The sequence below is a fragment of the Paenibacillus sp. Mc5Re-14 genome (assembly GCF_001049835.1).
GTDB lineage: Bacteria > Bacillota > Bacilli > Paenibacillales > Paenibacillaceae > Paenibacillus > Paenibacillus polymyxa_C.
This window is the reverse complement of the sequence record NZ_CVPD01000001.1, coordinates 4768118-4789258: the sequence shown is the minus strand read 5'-3', so window position 1 is coordinate 4789258 and position 21141 is coordinate 4768118. Positions and strand designations below refer to the sequence as shown.

The window sequence follows — 21141 nt, the reverse complement described above, 5'->3', positions numbered from 1 at the left end:
AACGAAAAAATGAATTTAATTTTCATAAATAACTATCAAGAGATAAAAATTTCGTTTTGGGGGTACTTCAAAATATTAGCTTGATGGGCATGTGGTACTACCCCTAAATATTGTATTTTCTTTGGACACTCATTAATTTGAAGACAACATCATCATATCAATTAAATCAATCGCCAAAGATTTAGATCCACTAATACCTTTAACATATTTTAAAGGACCTTCTGAGGACCAGTTCATTGACACAAGTTTTTTTACATGCTTGTGCATTAGATTATAATCTAATCTACCACGTTCATTTATACTCTTTGTCAAAATCTTACTACCGGCAATAGAAAGGGCATCAAGACAAACAATATGGGTAATACGATAATCCCCATAATCTATCCATTCTTTCGAAAAAATATCTTTGATGTAACGATAATAATTTAAAGCGATTTGATATTTTTCTTCGTTGTTCATTGCTACCATTTTTTGTTCTTTAAATAGATACTGGAGTGTTCGATACAGATTTTGAAGAGTAATATGACGACCACGGGTACGTTTACCAACAATGCTGCCAATGTTGTGAAAGGGACTTTCAGGACGTGTAATTAGCTCTGTTGCAATCCAGCTATATTCGTCAGAATTTCGTCGTAAATATTTACTTAATGAAGTCCCGATACCTTTAGCTTTAGTATTAATAGTATCAAATAATTGTATTTCTTCATCTTCATCTAAATGGTGGAAGGCAAGAAAAGGAATATTTAATTCAGCATTTGTTTCTTGAATATAACGTTCAATACCACCAAGACGATGTTGTCCATCCATAAGTGATGCTTTCCCTTTGCATACAAGTCTTCCGTAGTTTGTTCTTATATTATCGTAAGCTGAAAATTCCCAATTCCCAGCAGCATTCAACAAAACAGGGGTAAATAAAGCATCGTCACCTTTTGATAAGTATATTGCAAAATCAGTACTTCTTTTGGAATCTACAGGTCTTTGATAGCCTTTTCCAGCAGGATGATCGTAATGCTTAACATAAGTAACATTTAGTGCAATTGAGGCAGGTAGGTAACTTTGGTAGGCTACTTTACCACGCATTTTATATTGAAGGACATTTTCAATCACAATAGGTCTTGGCAAGCTATTCATAGAAGTTTAATCACCTTTTGTTGTTATATTTTTCGTAGTTTCATTAGATAATATAGACCTTAAATTATATTATTTCAATTAACAATATATAACATGAATATCTGTAATATAAGCAGCAACTTACCTAATCTTTAAAGAGAGGTGGTTGCTGTGGGAATTCGTATTACTGATTATGTAGGAGAGCGAATAAGAGCTATCCGAAAAGGCAAAAATTATACTCAGGAACTGCTGGGTGAAAAAGTCGGCTTACCTCAACCCTATATTGGGGGAATAGAACGAGGTGAGAGAAACATTTCATTAGAAACACTCGAAAGAATTTTAGGAGCACTTGAATTCACTCCTAGCGAGTTTTTTAGATATTACAACGACAAATACCTCTCTGAAGATGAAAAGGCAAAAGAAGAGGTCCTGGACAGCTTAAATGATTTACTATCAAAGAGATCTGTTCATGATATTCAGATGATTCAACAGCTTGCTCATAATGTTTTAGCTACTGTAGATTCTCATATAAATAAAACATAACCTATACGACTTTCGTCTCGTATAGGTTATGTTTTTTTCCATTTTGTAGTTTATTTAGTTCATACTATCACAACACCTACTTTTTGTTTACTAACGGTAAAATTCATTTTTTTAGGATGCTCATATTGTAATACATTGATTTTTGCTGCTTCCCTTTTCACTTCTCATAATTATTCCGATAGCAACACCCACGATTATTCTTTATCTCTGTAACTCAAAATTTTAGTTACTACATGAAAATTCCGTAATTTTATTTTTTACAAATAATCTTCTTCAACCAGAGATCTATGCGTTTTTGACAGCAGACAATCCGCGCATACTTTTTCTGATTCAAGCGTCAACCTCTGGCAGCATGCCATGATACGCATGAGATCTACTGGAATTCCTGAGTCACGTGTTTTGCTTGATCCAAAACTTTTGACTCGTTAAAATTCTTACCTTTTTGTCGCTCAACTGAGTAGCTTTTCTCTTCCCGGCAGAATTCCGGTAGCAAGTGGAACTCCCGTAAGGCAGTCAACTTTTTTTAACTTTAATCAAGCCAAAAGTACTACGTGCTGCTATATGGATCTTCTTATATTATCAATAAGAGAAAGACTATTTGCTCAAACTTTCTCGTTAAATAAATATTTACTGTTATACTTCCATCAATTATCAAATAATTCTGGATACATTTTTACAATATCCGCATTTAAAGCTCGATCTTCTGCATTTTTATTTTTGGTGATGGATATGATTTTTTCTAGTCCTTCTTCTTGAAAAGTTTTATAGGTGCTTTTGACAGCCACTTCAAGGTACTGTTTTCTGAGTAATTTAATTTCGTGTTCAAGCAATTTAATCTTTTCTTCTTTTGAAGACAAGTTAACAACTAAGTCTTGATTTTGCTTAAGCATTGATTCGTAATCCTTTGCTTTTTGATACAGAGCATTTAGCATCTCATTAAAATGTGCTAATGCGTTAATCAAGCCAGTTTTGTTATTCCAGTGCGTTTCGACAAGTTCAACAACATTAGGCAAGGGATATGAATTTTCAGTTCCAACCTTCTGCTCCACGGGCTGATTTATCTTTGTGATCTGTTCAGACATTCTTCTTGTCCAAATAAATCGATTGATCCCTGTCTCCCTTTCTAACCTAGAGGGATTAATTTTCTTACCAGGATTATTTGAAACATATTTTAACAAGATGTCTTTTAAATACTTATCCGTATATTTTGGTGGTGCACCTTTTTTCATAATTCATCCTCCAACAGATAAGAATCAACCATGGCCTTCTGATCCATAAATCGTCTTAGTTCATTGCAAGCTAAAGATAGCTTTTCTTGACCAGATTGCTGATACATCAACGTTGGACAATCGTAATTCATGGATTTTGTGAGATATCGTATAAGTTCCAATTGTTCCTTCAATCTGCTTTCCAGTACTTTAGAACAATCAATTAACCAGGCTAATCCTAGTTGTTCATCTTCTGGAGAGAAAAAATAATAATCACAAAAACGACAATCCCCGACATTACACCGGGATGGGTGATCCGTACAATAGCCATGTTCTACTTTGTATTTCTCTTGAAAATCGCTAGCTTGGTAGATTTTACTTTTAGCAATTATTGCTTGAGTTCCAAGTTCACTATTTAATCTCCACAGGTTCTTACGTTTCAATCGAAGTTTTTGCGCTGCGTGGTGGACAAAAGATTGAGCAAAATGATCCAAATGCTTATGGTAATGTAGTTGTGTTTCCAGTGAGCTATGTCCACCTATGCGAGCAATAGTTAACATATTAAAACCTTGCAGCATCATATTACAAAAAGCAAAATGTCTCGTATCGCCGGGCTTTACCCGTTCTAAATTGCCGTACTTCGGAATAATGACATCATCATAAAATCGATCTATCATATTGATAAACTGAAAGGCCCCTATCTTTTCTTGAGCTCGTTCCCTCGTGTTTAATTTAACGAACTTACGATAAGCCTTGTACGATATCAAATAGGGAGATACAGCTTCGTAAGCCGATGTGAGTTGTTTATAGTCTTCAACTAATTCAAAGACTTCCTTATTCACTTGGACAGTATCCGTAATCTTGAGGCTTCCTGGATATTTAGATGAATTCTTTCTTCGAGGTAAAACCATCCAATATCTATCCTCTTTATCTTTCATTGTACAATCCCTAGATAATAAATAAAATTCAATGGGCCTCATGGGAATGATACGAGTTAATCTCCACCATAGAAAGATCGGATAATATTGCAATTTTTCTTCTTCGGAAGTACAGGTTTTAAAATATTCATCCAAAGCTAAGTCGAAAAGTAAGATATCATGAAAATTGGGTAATTCGCGTACATTTGAGACTTTCGTCTTATAATTTGCACATAAATCGCAATATGCATCTTTATAACGATGATTAAAAAAAATCAGAAATTCCCTTATACTAGCGGCCATGGTAAAACGTTTATGTATCCCGAAATGATTAAATGCATCTTCTAAATGTGCTAGCTCGTTCAACCGAAAACCTCGGGTAATTCGTATAGCCTCTTTTATATGCCCTAAATTTTGCCGAACATTTTGAGTGCTAATTCCATTGTATATTTTCTGTACGGAATAGCATTTTAAAGCAAGATTAATCTCTCCATAGACCTCACAGTCAAACTCAAAGTGAAAATTACTGAATTCCTCTTTAAATACCCACAAGTAATCTTCAAAATCGCCAGTAATATTTCCTCCTTTCCGTTTCAATTGTCTAAACATTTCCTTGTAATCGTGAAGATCTCCAAGTTTGAAAGTGACGGATTCAATACTTTCCAAAATGTACTTGTTGCTCAATTCCTCTAAGGTTTGTCTTCTCTGTAATCCTGAGTAGAATTTAGTCATCAAATTTCCCCACTGATTAAATTTTGAATGGCAAGTATCTTTAATTTTATATTGTTAAGATCTACAAAAGTTTCAACATAGTTTTTTCCAAATTGCTGTACCGCCTGACTTAAAAGATCCAGAATTTGAAACAAAAACTTGCTGTCTCTGATGCGAGTGGCAGGATACTTGGTATTTTGAATCGATACGATCAATCTATCAAGTTCATGATAAATTGAAATTAATATATAAATTTTCGGTATTGCGTTTTCACACTGTAAGCAAGTCATAGCAGTTGGAGAAGTGCAATTCGGATAAGTCAAACATTGCACGTGCTGTAGTTTGGCTGGCATCTCACCTTTATAGACTTTATACAACAAAGTTTCAAGGTCTTTTTCTGTAATATTGGATAATTGCAAAGCTAAAGATTTTTTACTTTTTTGCTGGCGCACTAAGAAATAGCTAAGTTGTTCTAATTGATAAGGACTAAATTCTTTTCGAAATTTCTCTATCAATGCGGTACTTTGCTCTAGCCCAAGCTGCGGACCGTCCGGCATAAATAGACTAATAAGATGATGATATAACCATCCAAAATGTCCTCGGTTAAACAAGTTCAGACTCACTCGTTCTATAGAACCATCTTTGTTTGTAGATTGAATATATGTTGCAGTCGTATTTATATCAATATGCCCTCTGACTTGTTGTGACAATTCATAAGCAATATTCGCATTTTCTTTTCCTTCCACAACACTGTAGAAAAAATATGTCAAGAGCGTTCTATTCATTTTTCGACTCTGGAAATCAACAAGATTCGGCCGTTTTTTGAAAAATGATCGAAAATGGGTTTCTTTATCAAAATGGGCGAATTTTCTTTTACCAACTCTGATTAGTTGTTGATCTCCCTCACTTCTGCGATGAATCTCTGTGATGACAAGAACGGTAGCCGTTGGAACAATCATGTCTTGATTAACAAGGAAATGACCCAGAGATCCTGTCTTGCTAATATACATTCGTTCTACTCGTCTATACATATGGTTAATAACCGCTTGCGCCTGTTCCAGGGACAGTTTTTTTTCTTTAAGTTGATCAAAAGTCTGTAAATTGTGAAAATCTAGCATAATATTTGGTAGCTTAATAATGTCTGATGGTCTCCACGCGTCAATGACATGCATTAATACATATAACCACGTTACTGCATAGTCTCTACTCTCGATGGCCCGCTGGAGGTGAAGATCGATATCCTTTACATAATTGTAATAATCTAAAAATCGTTCTGGACTGTACATTTCTCTTTCTTCAACAGGTACAGGAGTTACTGCGTAATTTTTTGAGAATGTACATAAACCTTTACCTGTACAAAACTCCAAAAAGGAACTAAAGGTACGTTTATCTTGAATCCCAATTTCGGGGTTATGAAAGATAAGATACAATTGCTCTGCATTCATTAAAAACACTTCAGTCTCTAATAATCGTAATAATTTCTTGAATGTGCTGCTAAACTTTAAAGCCAAGTTGTGGAGTGTTTTACTGTTGCCTAGACTACTATTGATTTTTAAAATAACAAATTCACGATAGAGCTCCATCGTTTTTCGCAATGATTTAGGCACTTCCAGTCGGGCCAACCTATATTCAAATAAATCAATTGGTGTTAATAGTTTCGCCATTTCCTGCTGTCTTTTTTTCTCCTTTTCAACAAAATCAATTGATTTTTTAACAGGAACAATCCACTCGTTATTTTGCTTTATATCTTTATATATCACACCTGCCCTAATTAATTTTATAACCCAATCTTTGCTAACCCCTAATTGGGCAGCAATATTAGTGTATGGTACAAACTCTTTCGGAAAAGGATGTGTTTTTTTATACTGATTTACTGCATTAATAGGAATAATCCATCCTGCGTGATGATAGGGTATTTTTTGTTTTTTTGCGCCTGGAAATGTGCCTGCTTTTGCTAGTACATTAATTACCAGTTTACTCACCAATAATTCTTGTGCAGCTTGAGCTGTAGAGAAGTATCCCTCAGGCGGTAGAATCGATTTTAAATAATTTTTCATACAATCTTCTCGGATGTAACGAACGCCTTTAATGACTTCGATCCCTGTTAATACTTTTTTTAATATTAATTTTCTAACCCAAGCTTCGCTTACGGATAAATATTCGGCTGCTTCCGATAAGGAAAAAAATCCTTCTGGAGTAGAAAAAGAATCGATATACTCCTCCAAAGAAATCGAGGGTACTATCCAAGAACCTCTATGTTTCTTCGCCCCAACAAATGAGCCTTTCTTTGTAAGCTTGCCAACCCAAAGCTCAGTAAGATTTAGTCGCTTGGCAACCTCCGCAATGGTCAAATATCCATCGGGGGCGTTTAATGATGCCTTGTAATCCTCCACAGCTTTCAAAGGGATTTGCCACGAACCACGTACTTTTTTTGCGTCTGTAAAGGCACCTTTTTTCAATAATCGCATTAAATTAGCATAGCTCATTCCTAATTTCTCTACTGCTTCAGTAGGATTTAATGATGGCATGTTTTTTCTACTCCTAAAACCTATTTTTTCGATAAATTTGGTAAGTAGCCTTTGTATAAATACTGCATTCGACTCTCAATTTTTCTTCTCATTCGTTCTGTGTTTCCTTGATAAACAAGGGATGATGCAAGATTAGAATCACCTCTTGGCAAAGCAATATCATATGGATTATTAGCTTCTTCGGCTAGGAGATTTGTAAAAATACCTCTACCTAAATGGGTGGACCATTTGTATTCTTCAAGTTTGATTGCATAAATCAAATCATCTGGGTTAGACGATTTCCTCAGTTGCTTTAAAAACTCATTTTTCAATTTACTGAAATAGGCCCTGTAGCTTTGTCCCGACATGGCCTTTCCATCTCTATTTACGAATAACGCATCAGAACCATCTATACAAGAATAAATTTCAATGTGGTTTTTATACAACAGTTGCAGCCAATCTTGAATTGGAAATATGATTTGTCTTCTTGGTTTTTTAACACCGCTTGTACCAGAACTATCTTTTATATCTGTTCTCAAGTTTTTTTGTTGTAGCCTAATCACTAAACCAAATTCCCCGTAGGAACCGATAGAAGTGACATCAGATTTTTGAATGTTCATAATCTCCCCTTGCCTAATTCCTCCAAAACACTGTAAATAAACTCCCAGAGCAATGGGATTGGCCACTTTTACAGCCATCTCAATCAAAGGTAAAATATATTGTTCTGGTAAATCGTGTGCTATATGGGCTTGCTTATTTTTTGGTATGACAACCCCTTCAAATGGGGAAATCGTATATTTTTGATTTGATTTTCCGTAGAGAATTTTCTTTTTAAAAACACTCTCATCAACATAAAATAACAGCTTTTTCTTCGCTAAGAACTCATAGAACAAGGTTAATGTTCTCTCTGCCTTTCTAACTGTCACTCTTGATCTATCTTTTTTTGTTAATTCATTTAAAAAGGCCGTTCCATGAGAAAACTGGAGCTCTTGTAAAGAAGAAAGCTTATACTTTGTACGATGCTTGATAAGTATGTAATTTAAAAAAGAACACAGAAAATTAGCATGGAGCCTTTGGGAATTATAGGCTCTATATTTCCAATAATGGAATATAAACTCCGTAAGGGGATGAACGCAGAACCTGTTATTATTTTTATTTTGGAGAACGATCACAGCATGTTTATTAATAACAGGCTTGCTATCTCGATGCACTTTCCATAGTTCAATTGCTACACTCTGTACACTAAAACGTAAACCATCTATCTTTCCAATAAAAGGCGTGATTGAATTAATATAACTCATTTGAACTCCCTTATATGTAATTGAGCTTGTATTTATGCTCACAATAAAAACCCATCATTCAATATATTACCATATCTAAGTTATCATGTTAAGCCGTTATAAATGCTCATAAAGAAATGGTCTTAAAATAGCAGAAATACTCGTAGACAAAGGGTTTATACTTTTTTTAATGCTCACAAAGAATTATGCTCATTCTTTTATAGATATTGCTCGAGCTCACCGAGGAAGTATGTCAAGACAGCCGGCGCAAAGGGTATATGGGGTATGTCGTTACTGTCAGTTGCATGTGCAGCCCGTTTGAGTCGCCGACCGGGTTTTCGCGCCAGATGAAGCTGCCCGATCCGACTAACAACACGAATAAAATTTACAAAGCCGCCAAGGAAATTTTCTATAAATTTTGGGATCGCATGCCGGTAAGGCGATTGGGCGTTAGCCTAAGCAGTCTAATGGATGCGGAAACGTACCAGGTTTCCTTTTTTGATGATAAGAAACGGGCACGCTCCCTAGAGAAAGCCACCGACAGCATTAAGGAGCGCTACGGCAATACGGCGATCGTAAGAGCCTCCTCCCTCACTCATGTCGGCCAGGCCCTGGAAAGATCCAGGAAGATTGGGGGGCATTATAAGTAAGACATTAAATAGATTTACTGTACAACCTGAAAGGATTCTGGATCACACAAATCTATTTAATCATCGACTCATATACCCTAACCATCTGTAGCCGTACTGCATGTACAGTTCTTAATTCTGAATATTCTCAGAGCTTGACCAGGCTAATCAATCCCACTCCGACCATGATTACCATAATGCCAGCCAATAGACGAAGCCATTCCCCTGGGCTCTTCTTTTCCCTGAAAATCAGAATACTGCCAACGCAGGAGATGGCGATACTCGCCTGAGAGATGGGAAAACTGGCAGCGACCCCAATAAGCCCATTCGAAATAAATAGCGCCAAATTCGCTACGCTCCACGACAAACCCGTAGACAAATTGCGCAGCACCTGAACCAAATGGAGCTTCTGCCCTCCCTTACAGTTCATTAAAAGCGCTGAACACAACATGCCAAGTGATTGCGGTAAGATGACTGACAGACCGGAGACATGAAAGATTTGATTAATAATAACATACAAGGTTAAGGCTATACCTGAACAAACCAACATGACAAGAATTTGAAGGGGCAAGGGCTTGGACAAACCACTTGATCTCCCCTGATAGCTCGTCAGCAAGATGCCAGACAAAATAAATATAAGCGCTGCTGATCCAATACCAATTTGGTACCCGGTCGTCCATTCGCCCAAGATTAGTGCTGCAAAAAGCGTCGTTCCCATGAGTTGCAGCCCGCAAATAATAGGAATGGCCGTTGAAACGCTTACTTTCTGGAAAGCTTGAAATTGAAGCAACTGTCCTACGGACCAAAACACACCAGAGACAAAGCTCACAATAAATGGTGTGACTTGAAAGTTAACAGGTGAGTACGAATACAGGCACAGTGCGAACAATACGGCACCGATGACCGTCCCCGTCAGTTGCTCGCGAGGACTGGCTTTTGTCAGTTGCGCCAGTATTGGCATGAATCCCCAGCCTATGGCTGGAATAAAGGCAATGAGTGTATCCACATGCAGTTCCCCTCTCGTAAAGTGAGTTCTTCCGTGCAATCCTTTAAAATACCATGCAGGAAAAACCAACAGCTTTACGATATCAAAACAACCCTACCTCAAGCACCAGTATTTTTAGAAGATATATATAGTAAAATCAAAGAGTTTTCTCACGATAAGCGCTGGGGGAAATGCCCATCATATTTTTAAATGCCCGCGAAAAGGTCAGTTGATCCGAGTAACCGACAGAATTGGAGATTACTTGAATAGAGTAACTGGTATCCTGTAACAGCTCGCATGCCTTTTTAATCCGAATGTTCATTAAATACTGCTTCGGTGTTTCACCTATTTCCTGCTTAAAAACAGAGGTCAAGTAATTTGGGTGAAGTCCGAGATACTCTGCCACCTCACTAATTTGAATGCCACCGTTGTAGTTTTTCTCCATATAGTTGATAGCTTGAACTGAATAGGGAAGCTCTTCTTTCACAGGCATCGTTTCACCTGATTCATGTACCAACTTGGCAAGAATATGGCACAAATAGCCCTGAATAGCCAAGGATGAAGAAAGTGTATTATTCCCTATACGAAGCATTTCAAGAATAGTCGAATGAAAAAAAGTGATGTCTCCGATACTTACCACATACGGATTATCCTGAACAAGAGAGATATTCTGCAAGTACATTTCGGATTTGATCCCCATAAACCCTACCCAGCTGTACTCCCATGGCTCGTACTCATCAGCTTGATAATAAGCGGCCTTATTGGCAGGGATTAAAAAAGCCTGTCCCTTCCCTATGTTATATGTTTCCTTATCTAATACCAGCTTGCCTCTACCCTTTAATACAAAGTGAATAAGATTGAAATCCCTGGCGATAGGTCCGAAATCCTGGTTGGGAGAACAAGGCTCCGATCCACAATTATACAGAATTAAATCTGTAATATTTTTATGCTTTGAACTGGTACGTGTATCTACAAATTGAATCATATTGTCACCCATCCCTAACCTCCATGCTTCAGAATTTTATAGTTAACCAAGGACGGTGTCCTCGTAACAAATATAGCATAAATTAAGAAGCATATTCTAAGACCTAAAATGAAACCTTGATCTGTAAATGTATGCAATAATCTTTGTTTTTACTATCTTTTACTTTAGAAAAATCATGTACTCCTGCCACAGCATTTGTTATTCTGTATCTCAAGATAACGCTTACAAGATCTCATAATAAAACATCATAACAGCTTGTTATGATCGTCAATTTTTGAAAGGGGTTAAAACATGCTTACTTCTGCAGCTGCAAAAAATAACGACAAAGTCAGTTTAAAAACACTTATCTCTTACTCACTGAGTAGTTATGGGATGAATGTTATTTACAATTTAACCGCCGTTTATCTCATGTTCTTCTATACTGACAGCTTCGGATTGAATGCGCTTGCAGTCGGAACATTGCTGATGGTGGCACGGGTGATTGACGCGGTCGTTGACATCTTTATTGGCATTGCAGTCGACAACACGAATACGCGTTGGGGGAAATTCAGGCCTTACATGTTCATCGGGGCTTTCTTGGTAACACTCACCACCTTGGCGCTTTTCCTCAGTCCGGACCTTTCTTCCGCCGGGAAGCTGGTTTATGCCTATGTTACCTATATCGCTTGGAGCATTAGCTATTCCATATTGGACATTCCGTATTGGTCACTGTCCGCCGCCATAACCAAAGATGCTGCAGAACGAACCAAGGTCGTGACTGTCCCTCGTACGGTTGCAAGTGCTGGCTTATGGACGGTCAATGTCGTAGCGCTTCCCCTCGTCCATTTCTTCAACGGATGGGCTGGAGCCGTTGCTGTACTTTGTGGTCTGTTTTTCGTCTGCATGATGTTTACGGTGTTTGGCGTAAAAGAAAAACACGTAGTGCCTCGACATGAAAAACAAACGTTAAAAGGAGTACTCCGCCTTTTCTTCATCGAAAACCGACCTTTGCGGCTGTTGATCATCTCGTTTTTTATTATCGAAATGACTGCCAACATCCGTAATGCGTTTACTCTGTATTATTTTAAATACAACCTAGGTGCCGAAGCATTCATTCCACTGTTTATGGGACTAACCGTGGGCTTTCAAATCGCAGGCAACGTCGCAGTTCCGTTCATTGCCAAGTGGATCGGCAAAAAAGGCACTAGCATAGCAGGGGTGCTAATCACCTCCATATCCATGATAGCTCTTTTCTTCTGCGGCAACTCTATTGTACTTGTCTTTATTCTCAGTTGTATCATTTCTTTTGGCGTGGGGCTGAACTATGTTGTCATGTCCACAATGCTAGCAGATTGCGTCGATTATGGAGAGTGGAAAACAGGAAACAGATCAGAGGGGATGGTTTTCTCAGCTAACGTTTTTCGGGCCAAATTGGCGGCCGCAATCGGCAGCGCCGTGGGTGGTTATGCGCTAGCGTTGGCGGGTTACCAGCCCAATATAGTCCAAACAAATACAACCCTTGTTTGGCTCACACTACTATTTACGATTATTCCGGGGGTTCTGACATTTCTCTCTGTATTTCCAATGAAGAATTATGAGCTAACGGAAACAATGAATAGAAAAATTGTCCAGGAGGTTCGGGCAAGACGGGAACAAGGTGAACTATCCGTACAGTAACCGGATTTGGTCCTTCAGGTAAGGTTGAGGGTCGAATAAAGCTTTTCTTAAACACATCATTAAAGGAGTCTTCCATACGAACTTATCCAAGTCTGACAGAAGCTGAACTGCATACCTAGACCAATTTGACCGTTTTATCGAACGCAGCTACCGCCCCGTGCGGCGAATTCAATAATCAGGCGTCTGGGGCAGGGAGCACTTTCAACACCGAACAACGGTACGTCCAGATGTACAGGCCATGAAATGGTCTATCAAAATTAGCGGTCATTACAAATAGAATTTCACACTAAGACCACTGCCTATTGCCCGGGGAATGAAATACAAAAGCCTAAAATAAAGCCAAAAAGGATCGCCTAACATCAGGCAATCCTTTTTTTTCTATGCTTCACATAAAACATAGAAAGTGCTTTGAAGCACCCCTTCGAACAGCAATCAACGGAACATCCCCCATAGCTTGATCAGATGGAACGTATTGGACGGATCAATTTTTTGTGCCAATACGAAGGCGGTCAGTTGCTCCTCCTGTGTAGCCGTCAATCGCTCGTTTAAAATAGCAGAAGTGGTTTTCACAAGATGGCGCACCTTAGCTTTGTTTTGCAGATCTGCTTTGGTCACGCCCTCAATCTGCTGCTTAACCCGCTCCTTGAGCACACGATTTTTCATTTTCAACTTAATCCGCTCCACCAGTTGCGGACTAATTCCATATTGCTGATAGCTCATGTTGCCACACCTCCCATATCATTCGGTCATTCCCAAATATATGACGGCCAGCCTGTCCATTGTGCCTATCTGTTAAAAACGTTTAGAGCATCCTCATCATTCATCATGGGTCAGTCGATAAGATCCCCTTGGAAAATCTGCTCTTTTTGCAAATAACCGCGAAGTGCTTCATACTGCGGAGATGTCCAAAAAGAGGAGTCTTTGATCAGATCAGTTGCATCCTCACGTGCCTTTTCCAGCACCTCAAAGTCCGCTACCATATCTGCTAACCGAAACTCGGGCAACCCGCTTTGTTTGGTGCCAAAAAAGTCCCCCGGCCCTCTCAAATCCAGATCACGTCTAGCAACCTCAAAACCATCGTCCGTATCGGTCATAACCTTCATCCGTTCCTGACCAACCTCCGACTTAGGATCAGCGATGAGTACACAGTATGAGGCATGTGCGCCCCTTCCAACACGTCCACGTAACTGATGCAACTGGGACAATCCAAAGCGATCTGCATCCATAATGATCATTAGCGTCGCATTGGGCACATCTACCCCCACCTCTACAACCGTGGTTGAAACAAGTAGCTGAACCTCATTTGCATAGAAGGAACGCATAACTTCTTCCTTTTCTGCAGGAGTCATTCGTCCGTGCAACAGCCCAACGCGATAATGTGGAAAAGCCTGCTGCATTTGGATATGCAGATCGATGGCATTCTGTACGTCCAGCTTCTCTGACTCTTCAATCAACGGACAAATCAGATAAGCCTGCCGTCCCTGATCTACCTCACGAGAAATAAAACCGAGCACTCGATCCATCAGTTCGTGCTTCACCCAATACGTAGAAATTGGAATACGTCCCTTGGGCCGCTCTGATATCGTAGAAACATCCATATCACCAAAAGCAGTAATCGCCAGCGTACGCGGGATCGGTGTGGCCGTCATGGTCAGTACATCGGGATTGTAGCCCTTGCGGCGCAGTACACTACGCTGGTTGACTCCGAACCTGTGCTGCTCATCCGTCACAACTAGTCCAAGCTGGCGGAAATACACATCCTCCTGAATAAGGGCATGCGTGCCCACCACAATATCCAGCAGACCCATTTGAAGAGCGGCAAGCAACTCCTTACGCTTCTTCCCAGTTGTACTTCCTGTCAGTAATCCCACGCTGATTCCAAAGGGTTCAAACAGCTTGTGAAGCGACCGCATATGCTGCTCGGCCAATATTTCGGTTGGCACCATCAGTGCTCCCTGAAAACCAGAACGTACTGTTGCAAATAAACCGATGGCAGCAACCACTGTTTTCCCCGACCCAACATCCCCTTGAAGCAGACGGTTCATACAATAAGGTGAGCGTAGATCATGCAGTATTTCAAGCTCAACCTTCTTCTGTGCATCCGTTAATTCAAAAGGCAAAGCCCTCACAAATTCACGGATCGTGGCGTTATCCACCGTATGCACCACCCCGTCCGCTCGACCACGATTTAACGCCCGGAATGCCTGCATTTTCAGCTGGAATAAAAATAGCTCCTCATACACCATTCGTCGCCGAGCCTCTTGTCCCTCTCGATTGTCCTGAGGTTGGTGTATACCTGCAATAGCCTGCTTGCGTGGCATCATACTATACTTGCGTACCAGCAGATCTGGCAATATCTCGGGAATCATTTCACCAAACTGCTGGAGTGTCTGATTCATTGTTTTTCGCATCCAGCTCTGCGTAATCTTGCCACCTATAGAGTACACCGGTTGAAGTGTCCCTGAACGGGCCACTCCTTTATCAGGGAACTCAGAGTCTGCAACAGTCATCTGCATTCGCTTAAGATCCCATTTACCAGTCACCACAATTTCACGACCTGATGTTAGCTGATCCTTCAAAAAATGCCGATTAAACCATGTTGCAGTAAACATCCAATCCTCAGCCATCAATTTACAAGTCAACCTTGATTTGCGCCCGTAACGCTGAAGCACCGGAATGCCCATAATTTTCGCCTGTACTGTAATCTTATCTCCGTCCTTCACTTCGCTTAGCGAGCGCAGCCGGTAATCTTCATACCGAAACGGATAATATTCCAGCATATCTTGCACGTTAGAAATGCCAAAAGCGTGAAGCTCTCCCTCTTTGAGAGTACTCACGCCGTGTATTTGTTTTAATGGTATTTGATCCAATTGCAGCATATTACCTCTCATCTCCGGCCGGCCATGCAAAAATACCAATCGTTCCTGGTCCCACATGAGTTCCGATCACAGCGCCAAGTTCAGTATATATTTGATCGCCCAGCTCAAAATGCTCTGCCAGCTGAGCCACGAACGCTTCTGCCGCCGAGCGATCTGCCGTATGACCCACAGCAATATTAATTTTTTGGCCTTTTAAATCCCGCTCCAGCAGTTCAATAATTCGTGCTGTCGCTTTTTTATTCCCTCTCGCCTTATCAGCCGAATAAATAATACCTTCTTTGTCAATCGAAAGAATTGGCTTAATGTTAAGCAACGTACCAACCATAGCCGCTGCCTTGCCAATACGTCCGCCTTTTTGCAAGTATTCCAGTGTATCCACCAGGAAATACAAACAACGGCGTTCCCCAAGACGTTCCACACCCTGAATAATTTCAGTCGGGGATTGCCCGGCAGCCGCCAGCTCTGCAGCATAAACCACGAGCATACCGTATCCGTACGAGGCCGACTTGGAATCCATAACGGTCACTCTATCTTCATGCTTCTCCAACATGGATTTGCCCAGCAGAGCGGACTGGTACGTTCCGCTCACACCGGAGGATAAATGGATGGAGATAATCTGGCTCTCGGGGTATTGCTCCAACAGCTCCGTATACGTCTCCAAAAAACGGGCTGGTGATGGCTGTGACGTTGTAGGCAGTTCATCAGCCCGTACCAGTTCGCTGTAAAACTGTGCAGCTGACATCTCAATACCATCCAGGTAAGCTGTGCTACCGAACATCACTGTCAATGGTACAATGACTATGCCGAGACGATCTGCTATTTCCTGTGGAATATCAGCCGTGCTATCCGTCAAAATGATAGTTCTCATCAGTCAGACCTCCTTTGTAGTGGACTACCATGGGCGTGCTAAAGCACATCAGGTTTCCACTGAGAACAGATAAGGATAAATCGGCTGACCACCTTCATGAACTTCCACTTCAACATCCGAATAATTTTCTTCAAGCCACGCAACAAGCTGATCTGTCTCTTCTTGTTTTGCATCCGAACCTGTAAGAATCGTAACAATTTCATCGCCATTCACCAGCATTTTCGCCAGCAAAAGACGGGATGTTGCCATTAATTGCTCCTCAGTCGCCACAATTTTAGAATCCTGAATACCAATGTAGTGGCCGGCTGTAATATGCAGATCATCAAGTGTCGTATCCCGTACCGCATAGGTCACTTGTCCAGACTTCACACGGGTAACTGCGTCCCGCATATTATCTTGATTTACCTCAAAGGCTTCTTCCTCTTGGTAAGCAAATGCTGCTGCAATGCCCTGAGGAATTGTTTTGCTCGGAATAACCGACACCAACCGTTCGACCTCTAGCAATTCACGCGCTTGTTCAGCCGCCAAGATTATATTGGAATTATTCGGCAGAATAAAAATATGTTGAGCCGCAATCGAGCGAGCCGCATTAACGAAGTCCTCTGTGCTCGGATTCATTGTCTGACCACCCGAAAGGACAACATCAACACCCAAGCTTCTAAAAATATCAGCAATCCCTTCACCAGAAGCCACAGCTATAAAGCCAAAGGGTGCCAGCTCATGAGCTGGGGGCTCAGATGGCTCCTCCTCACGTGCAGGCTCTGTTGGTATTTCAGCAAACCACTCAGGCTCAGGAGCACCATCCATACCTGCAGACAGCAAATCACGATGCTGCTCGCGCATATTCAAAATTCGAATCTGTGTAATTTCCCCATAACGCAGCGCAAGATTCAAGACTTCACCTGGAGCCTTAGAATGCACATGAACCTTGATAACATCATCGTCCGAAATAACGATAATCGAATCACCGTCTACTGACAACGCTTTCCGGAAAGCTTCCTCATCAAAATTTGTACCTTGCGCTTCGCCCAATTGTCGATTAATAAAAAACTCCATATCATACAAAAATTCAATATTCTCCGTTTCGAGCTTCGCCTGCGCAGAAATCGGCGCATCTGGGGACGGAGCAACAGGCGCAGAAGTAGGTCTCTCCGATACATAAGGAGCAAAAACCGGACGTACATTATCGCCTTTTGAAGTTGGAGATGTCACCAATCCGCTTCCAAGATGCTGCATAAACCCTTCATAAATATACACAAGCCCTTGTCCACCCGAGTCTACAACCCCTACTTGCTTCAGTACAGGGAGCATGTCCTGCGTCATGGCAAGCGTTTCCTTTGCTTTGGCAAGCACTTCTTCCATCAGTTCTGTGATGTCGTTCGTCCGGCGCGAGAAAAACACAGCATGTCTGGCCGCTTCCTTCGCCACGGTAAGAATTGTACCCTCCACCGGCTTAACCACCGCCTTGTAGGCCGCATCCACCCCGCTCTGCAATGCCGATGCGAACTGAAGGGTATTCAATTCCTCGTATGGGGCAGCGTAACGGCTGAAGCCACGGAACAACTGAGACAGGATAACCCCTGAATTGCCGCGGGCCCCCATCAGCAAGCCTTTGGATAAGATGCCGGACATGACACCGATGGAGGAAGAATCTCCCCTCTTCAATTCCGTTACGCCCGCGCTCATCGTCAGATTCATATTGGTTCCCGTATCACCATCTGGCACCGGGAATACATTTAGTGAATTGACATGCTCCGCATGCTGCTGTAATTGTTCCGCCCCGGCTAAAACCATCGCGGTAAAGTCTGTTCCATTCAAAGAACGATTACTCAAGAGAATTCCCCTTCCTAGCTTAATACAATTGTTTTACAATCCATCTTCACAACACTTGTTCAAGGTTTAATTGAATTATACTAAAGCCAGACGACGAATACGAATGTCACCCTTTCGTAAGCTTCCGTAACCATCCTCTGGTTTCTTTCTACAGCTCATATAATATGAAAAACCAGTCAACTACCCAACAAAAAATCATTGGCCGGAATAATGATTATGGTCCCGCCTCTGAACTGCCCGGCATGACTGGAATAAGAATTCACATTCCATTAAAAAACAAAATAGTCGCAGCAATAGCTATCCCATATTGTACTATAATGCGAAAGAGAAATAAATAAAGTTTTTGAATCAGTTGACGGAGCTTTTTTGACTATGATATTATATTTAAGTATTGTTTTGTTCAGGTTAGTGACTTATAAAGTCCGGCTGACCCAGTCGGCCTGAAGAGCGACCCATTCCATATGGAGTTTGGTTATTTTCAGAATAGGAGGTGGAATCATGTCTCGTAAATGTTCTGTAACAGGCAAAAAGCCTGGCAGCGGTAACCACGTATCTCACGCTAACAACCGTAATCGCCGTACTTGGGGCGTCAACGTACAAAAAGTTCGCATTCTCGTTAACGGTAAACCGAAACGCGTTTATGTCAGCACTCGTGCATTGAAAGCCGGTAAAGTGACTCGCGTGTAGTCGTAAAAAAATATCGTTATAAACAAAAGGCACCTCGTTTTAAACGGGTGCTTTTTTGATTATTCCAATAATATCCCACTGATTCAAGAGGACAAAATGTCAGGCACCTTCCCGCGCGTTTCTGTCGTTTACTGCCGAGCTATCAATCTGCTGTGCTCGGGAAGCGTGCCTCCTGTGTACCTTTGGCCTTCATCCTACATCCTGTGTTAACGTTACTTTGATTTCAGTTCTTCTGGAATGTATTCAAAATGGCTTTGACGAATCCACCCAGAAATTTTGGCAGCTTGATTGTGTAAAACTTCATGCCTCACCCTCCCCATCATCCTCCTGCATCCGTTCTCTGTAGTTTATGCAACCTGTCAAGGGTTGTTGCCCCACAAAAAAAAGGCTACATGAGAATCCCGCTCATGTAACCATATTTATGCACAACCATCCCAGGCTATACCATCAGACAAGTCCGTGAACATAGAGATATGCTGAGAGTATAAAAATAAACAAGATATAATAAAGCACACTGCACACCACAAAACCGATGCGCAAACCACGCCGTTCATTTTTACGAAAATAAAACAGGACAATAAGAACAGCCAAAAGTGAAAGAATGGCATTCCAAGGTGTCTTCACTAGCGAGAAACAACTGAGGGTCAAACCGGTCATCATACTCGCTAAGGTCATCCACAGTGCTTCAGTTAGCTTCACTTGGACAAATGAGCGACACTATCCCGAATAGCAGTAATAGCCGCTACACGGTCCGCTCTGCCGTATACTGCACTACCTGCCACTAATACGTCAGCACCTGCTTCAAATACGGCTGGTGCCGTCTCTTCCGCAATACCTCCGTCCACCTCGATATGTACGTCTGGACGACCCAATTCGTTCAACCAAGTACGGATTTGTCTGATTTTATTCAACGTCTCTGGAATGAAGGACTGGCCCCCAAAACCAGGATTAACCGTCATCACAAGAATCATATCCACATTGGGCAGCACTTCCTTGATCGCGTATGGTGATGTCCCCGGATTGAGAGCCACTCCCGCCAGAGCGCCTTGCTGCTTGATCAAGTGAATGACACCATGCAAATGAACACAGGCCTCCGCATGAACCGTGATGATATTGGCTCCTGCCTTTACGAAATCACCGATATAACGTTCAGGCTGCTCAATCATCAGATGAACGTCCAGTGGGAGAGTTGTATGCGGCCGAATAGCCTGAACGATAGGGGGGCCCAGTGTAATATTGGATACAAAATGACCATCCATAACATCAACATGAATCCAGTCTGCCCCCGCTGCTTGGACTTCCGCGACTTCACTGCCCAAACGAGCAAAATCAGCGGATAAAATCGACGGTGCTATTTTTAACATATGCTCAATACCTCCGCTTTTTTTCTTTTAATTCCTGATAAAATTGCAGATAGCTATCATATCGTCCTTGTGAAATATGTCCCTCTTCCAAGGCCTCTCTTACTTTACAGCCAGGTTCGTGAATATGCGTACAACCTCGAAATTTGCATCCTTCTGCATATTGTTGGAATTCTCGAAAACAAGGCGATAACTCATCCACACCCAGCTCCAAAAAATCCAGTTGGCTAAACCCTGGTGTATCTGCTACAAACCCACCGTTGTCTAATGGAATCAGCTCCACATGACGAGTCGTATGTCTTCCTCGTCCCAGCTTATTGCTGATGGCGCTCGTCTCCAGCGTTAACCCGGGCTCCAAAGCATTTAGCATGGAGGACTTTCCTACACCTGACTGACCGGAAAACACGCTGATTTGGCCGGCCAACAGCTTCTTGAGCTCAGCCGTCCCCTCTCCGGTACGGGCGCTGGTTACCAGCACCTCGTAACCGATCTTCCGGTACATTTCCTGAACCTTCAGCACCGTATCATCCTCTGAAGGGCTGCCTTCATACAAATCGCGCTTGGTCAGACAGATAATCGTATCCAGCCCGGCGTGCTCAATATGGACTAAAAATTTGTCCAGTAAAGGCAGGTTTAAATCCGGCTCACGCAGGGAAAACAGCAACACAGCCAGCGTGGTATTAGCCACAGGAGGGCGAATTAGCTCCGTCGTACGCTTTCTAATCTCCTTGACCATACCTTCCCCGTTTTCAGTCAGTTCGTAAACGACCCGATCACCGACAAGGGGCGTAATCTCTTTTTTCTTGAAAAGGCCACGTGCTCTGCATTGTACCGTAGCTTCGCCGGATACCGGACGCCCATCCTGATCCAGGCTGGAGACATAATAATATCCGCTAAGCGCCTTGACGATCAGACCTTCAGGCATGTGTAAGATGTCCTCCTTCATAATGTTCAAGTTTCATTGTGTGGAACAGGTTAAGCT

Annotated in this window: 17 protein-coding genes and 1 pseudogene; 4 read left to right on the top strand and 14 right to left on the bottom strand. The window is 41.5% G+C overall.

Annotated features, from left to right (window positions below; translation table 11 throughout):
* Nucleotides 1-132: 132 nt before the first annotated feature.
* Nucleotides 133-1131 (bottom strand): DGQHR domain-containing protein, encoded by a 999-nt coding sequence (locus BN1546_RS21685; RefSeq protein WP_058829798.1) that lies wholly within the window; start codon nucleotides 1129-1131, stop codon nucleotides 133-135.
* Nucleotides 1132-1281: 150 nt separating this feature from the next.
* On the opposite strand from BN1546_RS21685, the gene BN1546_RS21680 reads away from it, so the two are divergent.
* The gene (locus tag BN1546_RS21680; RefSeq protein ID WP_058829799.1) at nucleotides 1282-1653 is read left to right on the top strand and encodes a helix-turn-helix domain-containing protein; all 372 of its coding nucleotides are present in this window, start codon (nucleotides 1282-1284) and stop codon (nucleotides 1651-1653) included.
* A gap of 644 nt (nucleotides 1654-2297) precedes the next feature.
* Here BN1546_RS21680 and BN1546_RS21675 read toward each other — a convergent pair.
* The 4 genes from BN1546_RS21675 to BN1546_RS21660 are packed head-to-tail and all read right to left on the bottom strand — an operon-like array spanning nucleotide 2298 to nucleotide 8297.
* A complete protein-coding gene (locus BN1546_RS21675) occupies nucleotides 2298-2882 on the bottom strand; it encodes a hypothetical protein (protein ID WP_058829800.1) in 585 nt (194 codons plus the stop codon).
* Nucleotides 2879-4510, bottom strand: a complete 1632-nt coding sequence (locus BN1546_RS21670) for a site-specific integrase (protein ID WP_090738813.1) — start codon at nucleotides 4508-4510, stop codon at nucleotides 2879-2881. Before BN1546_RS21670 ends, BN1546_RS21675 begins: the two co-directional genes overlap by 4 nt.
* Nucleotides 4510-7017 (bottom strand): helix-turn-helix domain-containing protein, encoded by a 2508-nt coding sequence (locus BN1546_RS21665; protein WP_090738812.1) that lies wholly within the window; start codon nucleotides 7015-7017, stop codon nucleotides 4510-4512. The genes BN1546_RS21670 and BN1546_RS21665 overlap by 1 nt, the downstream gene beginning before the upstream one ends.
* 20 nt (nucleotides 7018-7037) lie before the next feature.
* Nucleotides 7038-8297, bottom strand: coding sequence for a site-specific integrase (locus tag BN1546_RS21660; RefSeq protein WP_058829803.1), 1260 nt, complete (start codon nucleotides 8295-8297; stop codon nucleotides 7038-7040).
* 203 nt (nucleotides 8298-8500) lie between these two features.
* Here BN1546_RS21660 and polYB point away from each other — a divergent pair.
* Nucleotides 8501-8926, top strand: a pseudogene (gene polYB, locus BN1546_RS21655) (DNA polymerase IV); the annotation flags it as partial.
* A 127-nt stretch (nucleotides 8927-9053) separates the two neighbouring features.
* Here polYB and BN1546_RS21650 read toward each other — a convergent pair.
* A complete protein-coding gene (locus tag BN1546_RS21650; RefSeq protein ID WP_058829805.1) occupies nucleotides 9054-9911 on the bottom strand; it encodes a GRP family sugar transporter in 858 nt (285 codons plus the stop codon).
* Nucleotides 9912-10047: 136 nt separating this feature from the next.
* Nucleotides 10048-10887: an AraC family transcriptional regulator gene (locus tag BN1546_RS21645; protein WP_090738811.1), complete on the bottom strand. Its 840-nt coding sequence runs from the start codon at nucleotides 10885-10887 to the stop codon at nucleotides 10048-10050.
* Nucleotides 10888-11166: 279 nt separating this feature from the next.
* On the opposite strand from BN1546_RS21645, the gene BN1546_RS21640 reads away from it, so the two are divergent.
* Nucleotides 11167-12531 carry an MFS transporter gene (locus BN1546_RS21640; protein WP_090738810.1) on the top strand — a complete coding sequence of 455 codons (1365 nt, stop codon included), beginning with the start codon at nucleotides 11167-11169 and terminating at the stop codon, nucleotides 12529-12531.
* 432 nt (nucleotides 12532-12963) lie between these two features.
* On the opposite strand, the gene BN1546_RS21635 is transcribed toward BN1546_RS21640, so the two are convergent.
* From BN1546_RS21635 to BN1546_RS21620, 4 genes are all read right to left on the bottom strand, one after another.
* Nucleotides 12964-13251, bottom strand: coding sequence for a stage VI sporulation protein F (locus tag BN1546_RS21635; RefSeq protein ID WP_013371835.1), 288 nt, complete (start codon nucleotides 13249-13251; stop codon nucleotides 12964-12966).
* A gap of 110 nt (nucleotides 13252-13361) precedes the next feature.
* Complete coding sequence (gene recG / locus BN1546_RS21630; RefSeq protein WP_058829808.1) at nucleotides 13362-15410, bottom strand: ATP-dependent DNA helicase RecG; 2049 nt, start codon at nucleotides 15408-15410, stop codon at nucleotides 13362-13364.
* Between the two features lies 1 nt (nucleotide 15411).
* On the bottom strand, nucleotides 15412-16278 hold the full coding sequence (locus BN1546_RS21625; protein ID WP_013371837.1) for a DegV family protein: 867 nt from the start codon (nucleotides 16276-16278) through the stop codon (nucleotides 15412-15414).
* 48 nt (nucleotides 16279-16326) lie between these two features.
* Entirely contained in the window at nucleotides 16327-18111 is a 1785-nt protein-coding gene (locus BN1546_RS21620) for a DAK2 domain-containing protein (RefSeq protein ID WP_058829809.1), read from the bottom strand.
* Nucleotides 18112-18609: 498 nt separating this feature from the next.
* Here BN1546_RS21620 and rpmB point away from each other — a divergent pair, with 498 nt between their 5' ends.
* Nucleotides 18610-18798, top strand: a complete 189-nt coding sequence (gene rpmB / locus BN1546_RS21615) for a 50S ribosomal protein L28 (protein ID WP_013310881.1) — start codon at nucleotides 18610-18612, stop codon at nucleotides 18796-18798.
* 223 nt (nucleotides 18799-19021) lie between these two features.
* On the opposite strand, the gene spoVM is transcribed toward rpmB, so the two are convergent.
* From spoVM to rsgA, 3 genes are all read right to left on the bottom strand, one after another.
* Nucleotides 19022-19102, bottom strand: coding sequence for a stage V sporulation protein SpoVM (gene spoVM / locus BN1546_RS21610; protein ID WP_010345573.1), 81 nt, complete (start codon nucleotides 19100-19102; stop codon nucleotides 19022-19024).
* A gap of 391 nt (nucleotides 19103-19493) precedes the next feature.
* Nucleotides 19494-20162 carry a ribulose-phosphate 3-epimerase gene (rpe, locus tag BN1546_RS21600; RefSeq protein ID WP_090738809.1) on the bottom strand — a complete coding sequence of 223 codons (669 nt, stop codon included), beginning with the start codon at nucleotides 20160-20162 and terminating at the stop codon, nucleotides 19494-19496.
* A gap of 4 nt (nucleotides 20163-20166) precedes the next feature.
* On the bottom strand, nucleotides 20167-21084 hold the full coding sequence (rsgA, locus tag BN1546_RS21595; RefSeq protein WP_025674955.1) for a ribosome small subunit-dependent GTPase A: 918 nt from the start codon (nucleotides 21082-21084) through the stop codon (nucleotides 20167-20169).
* Nucleotides 21085-21141 lie beyond the last annotated feature (57 nt).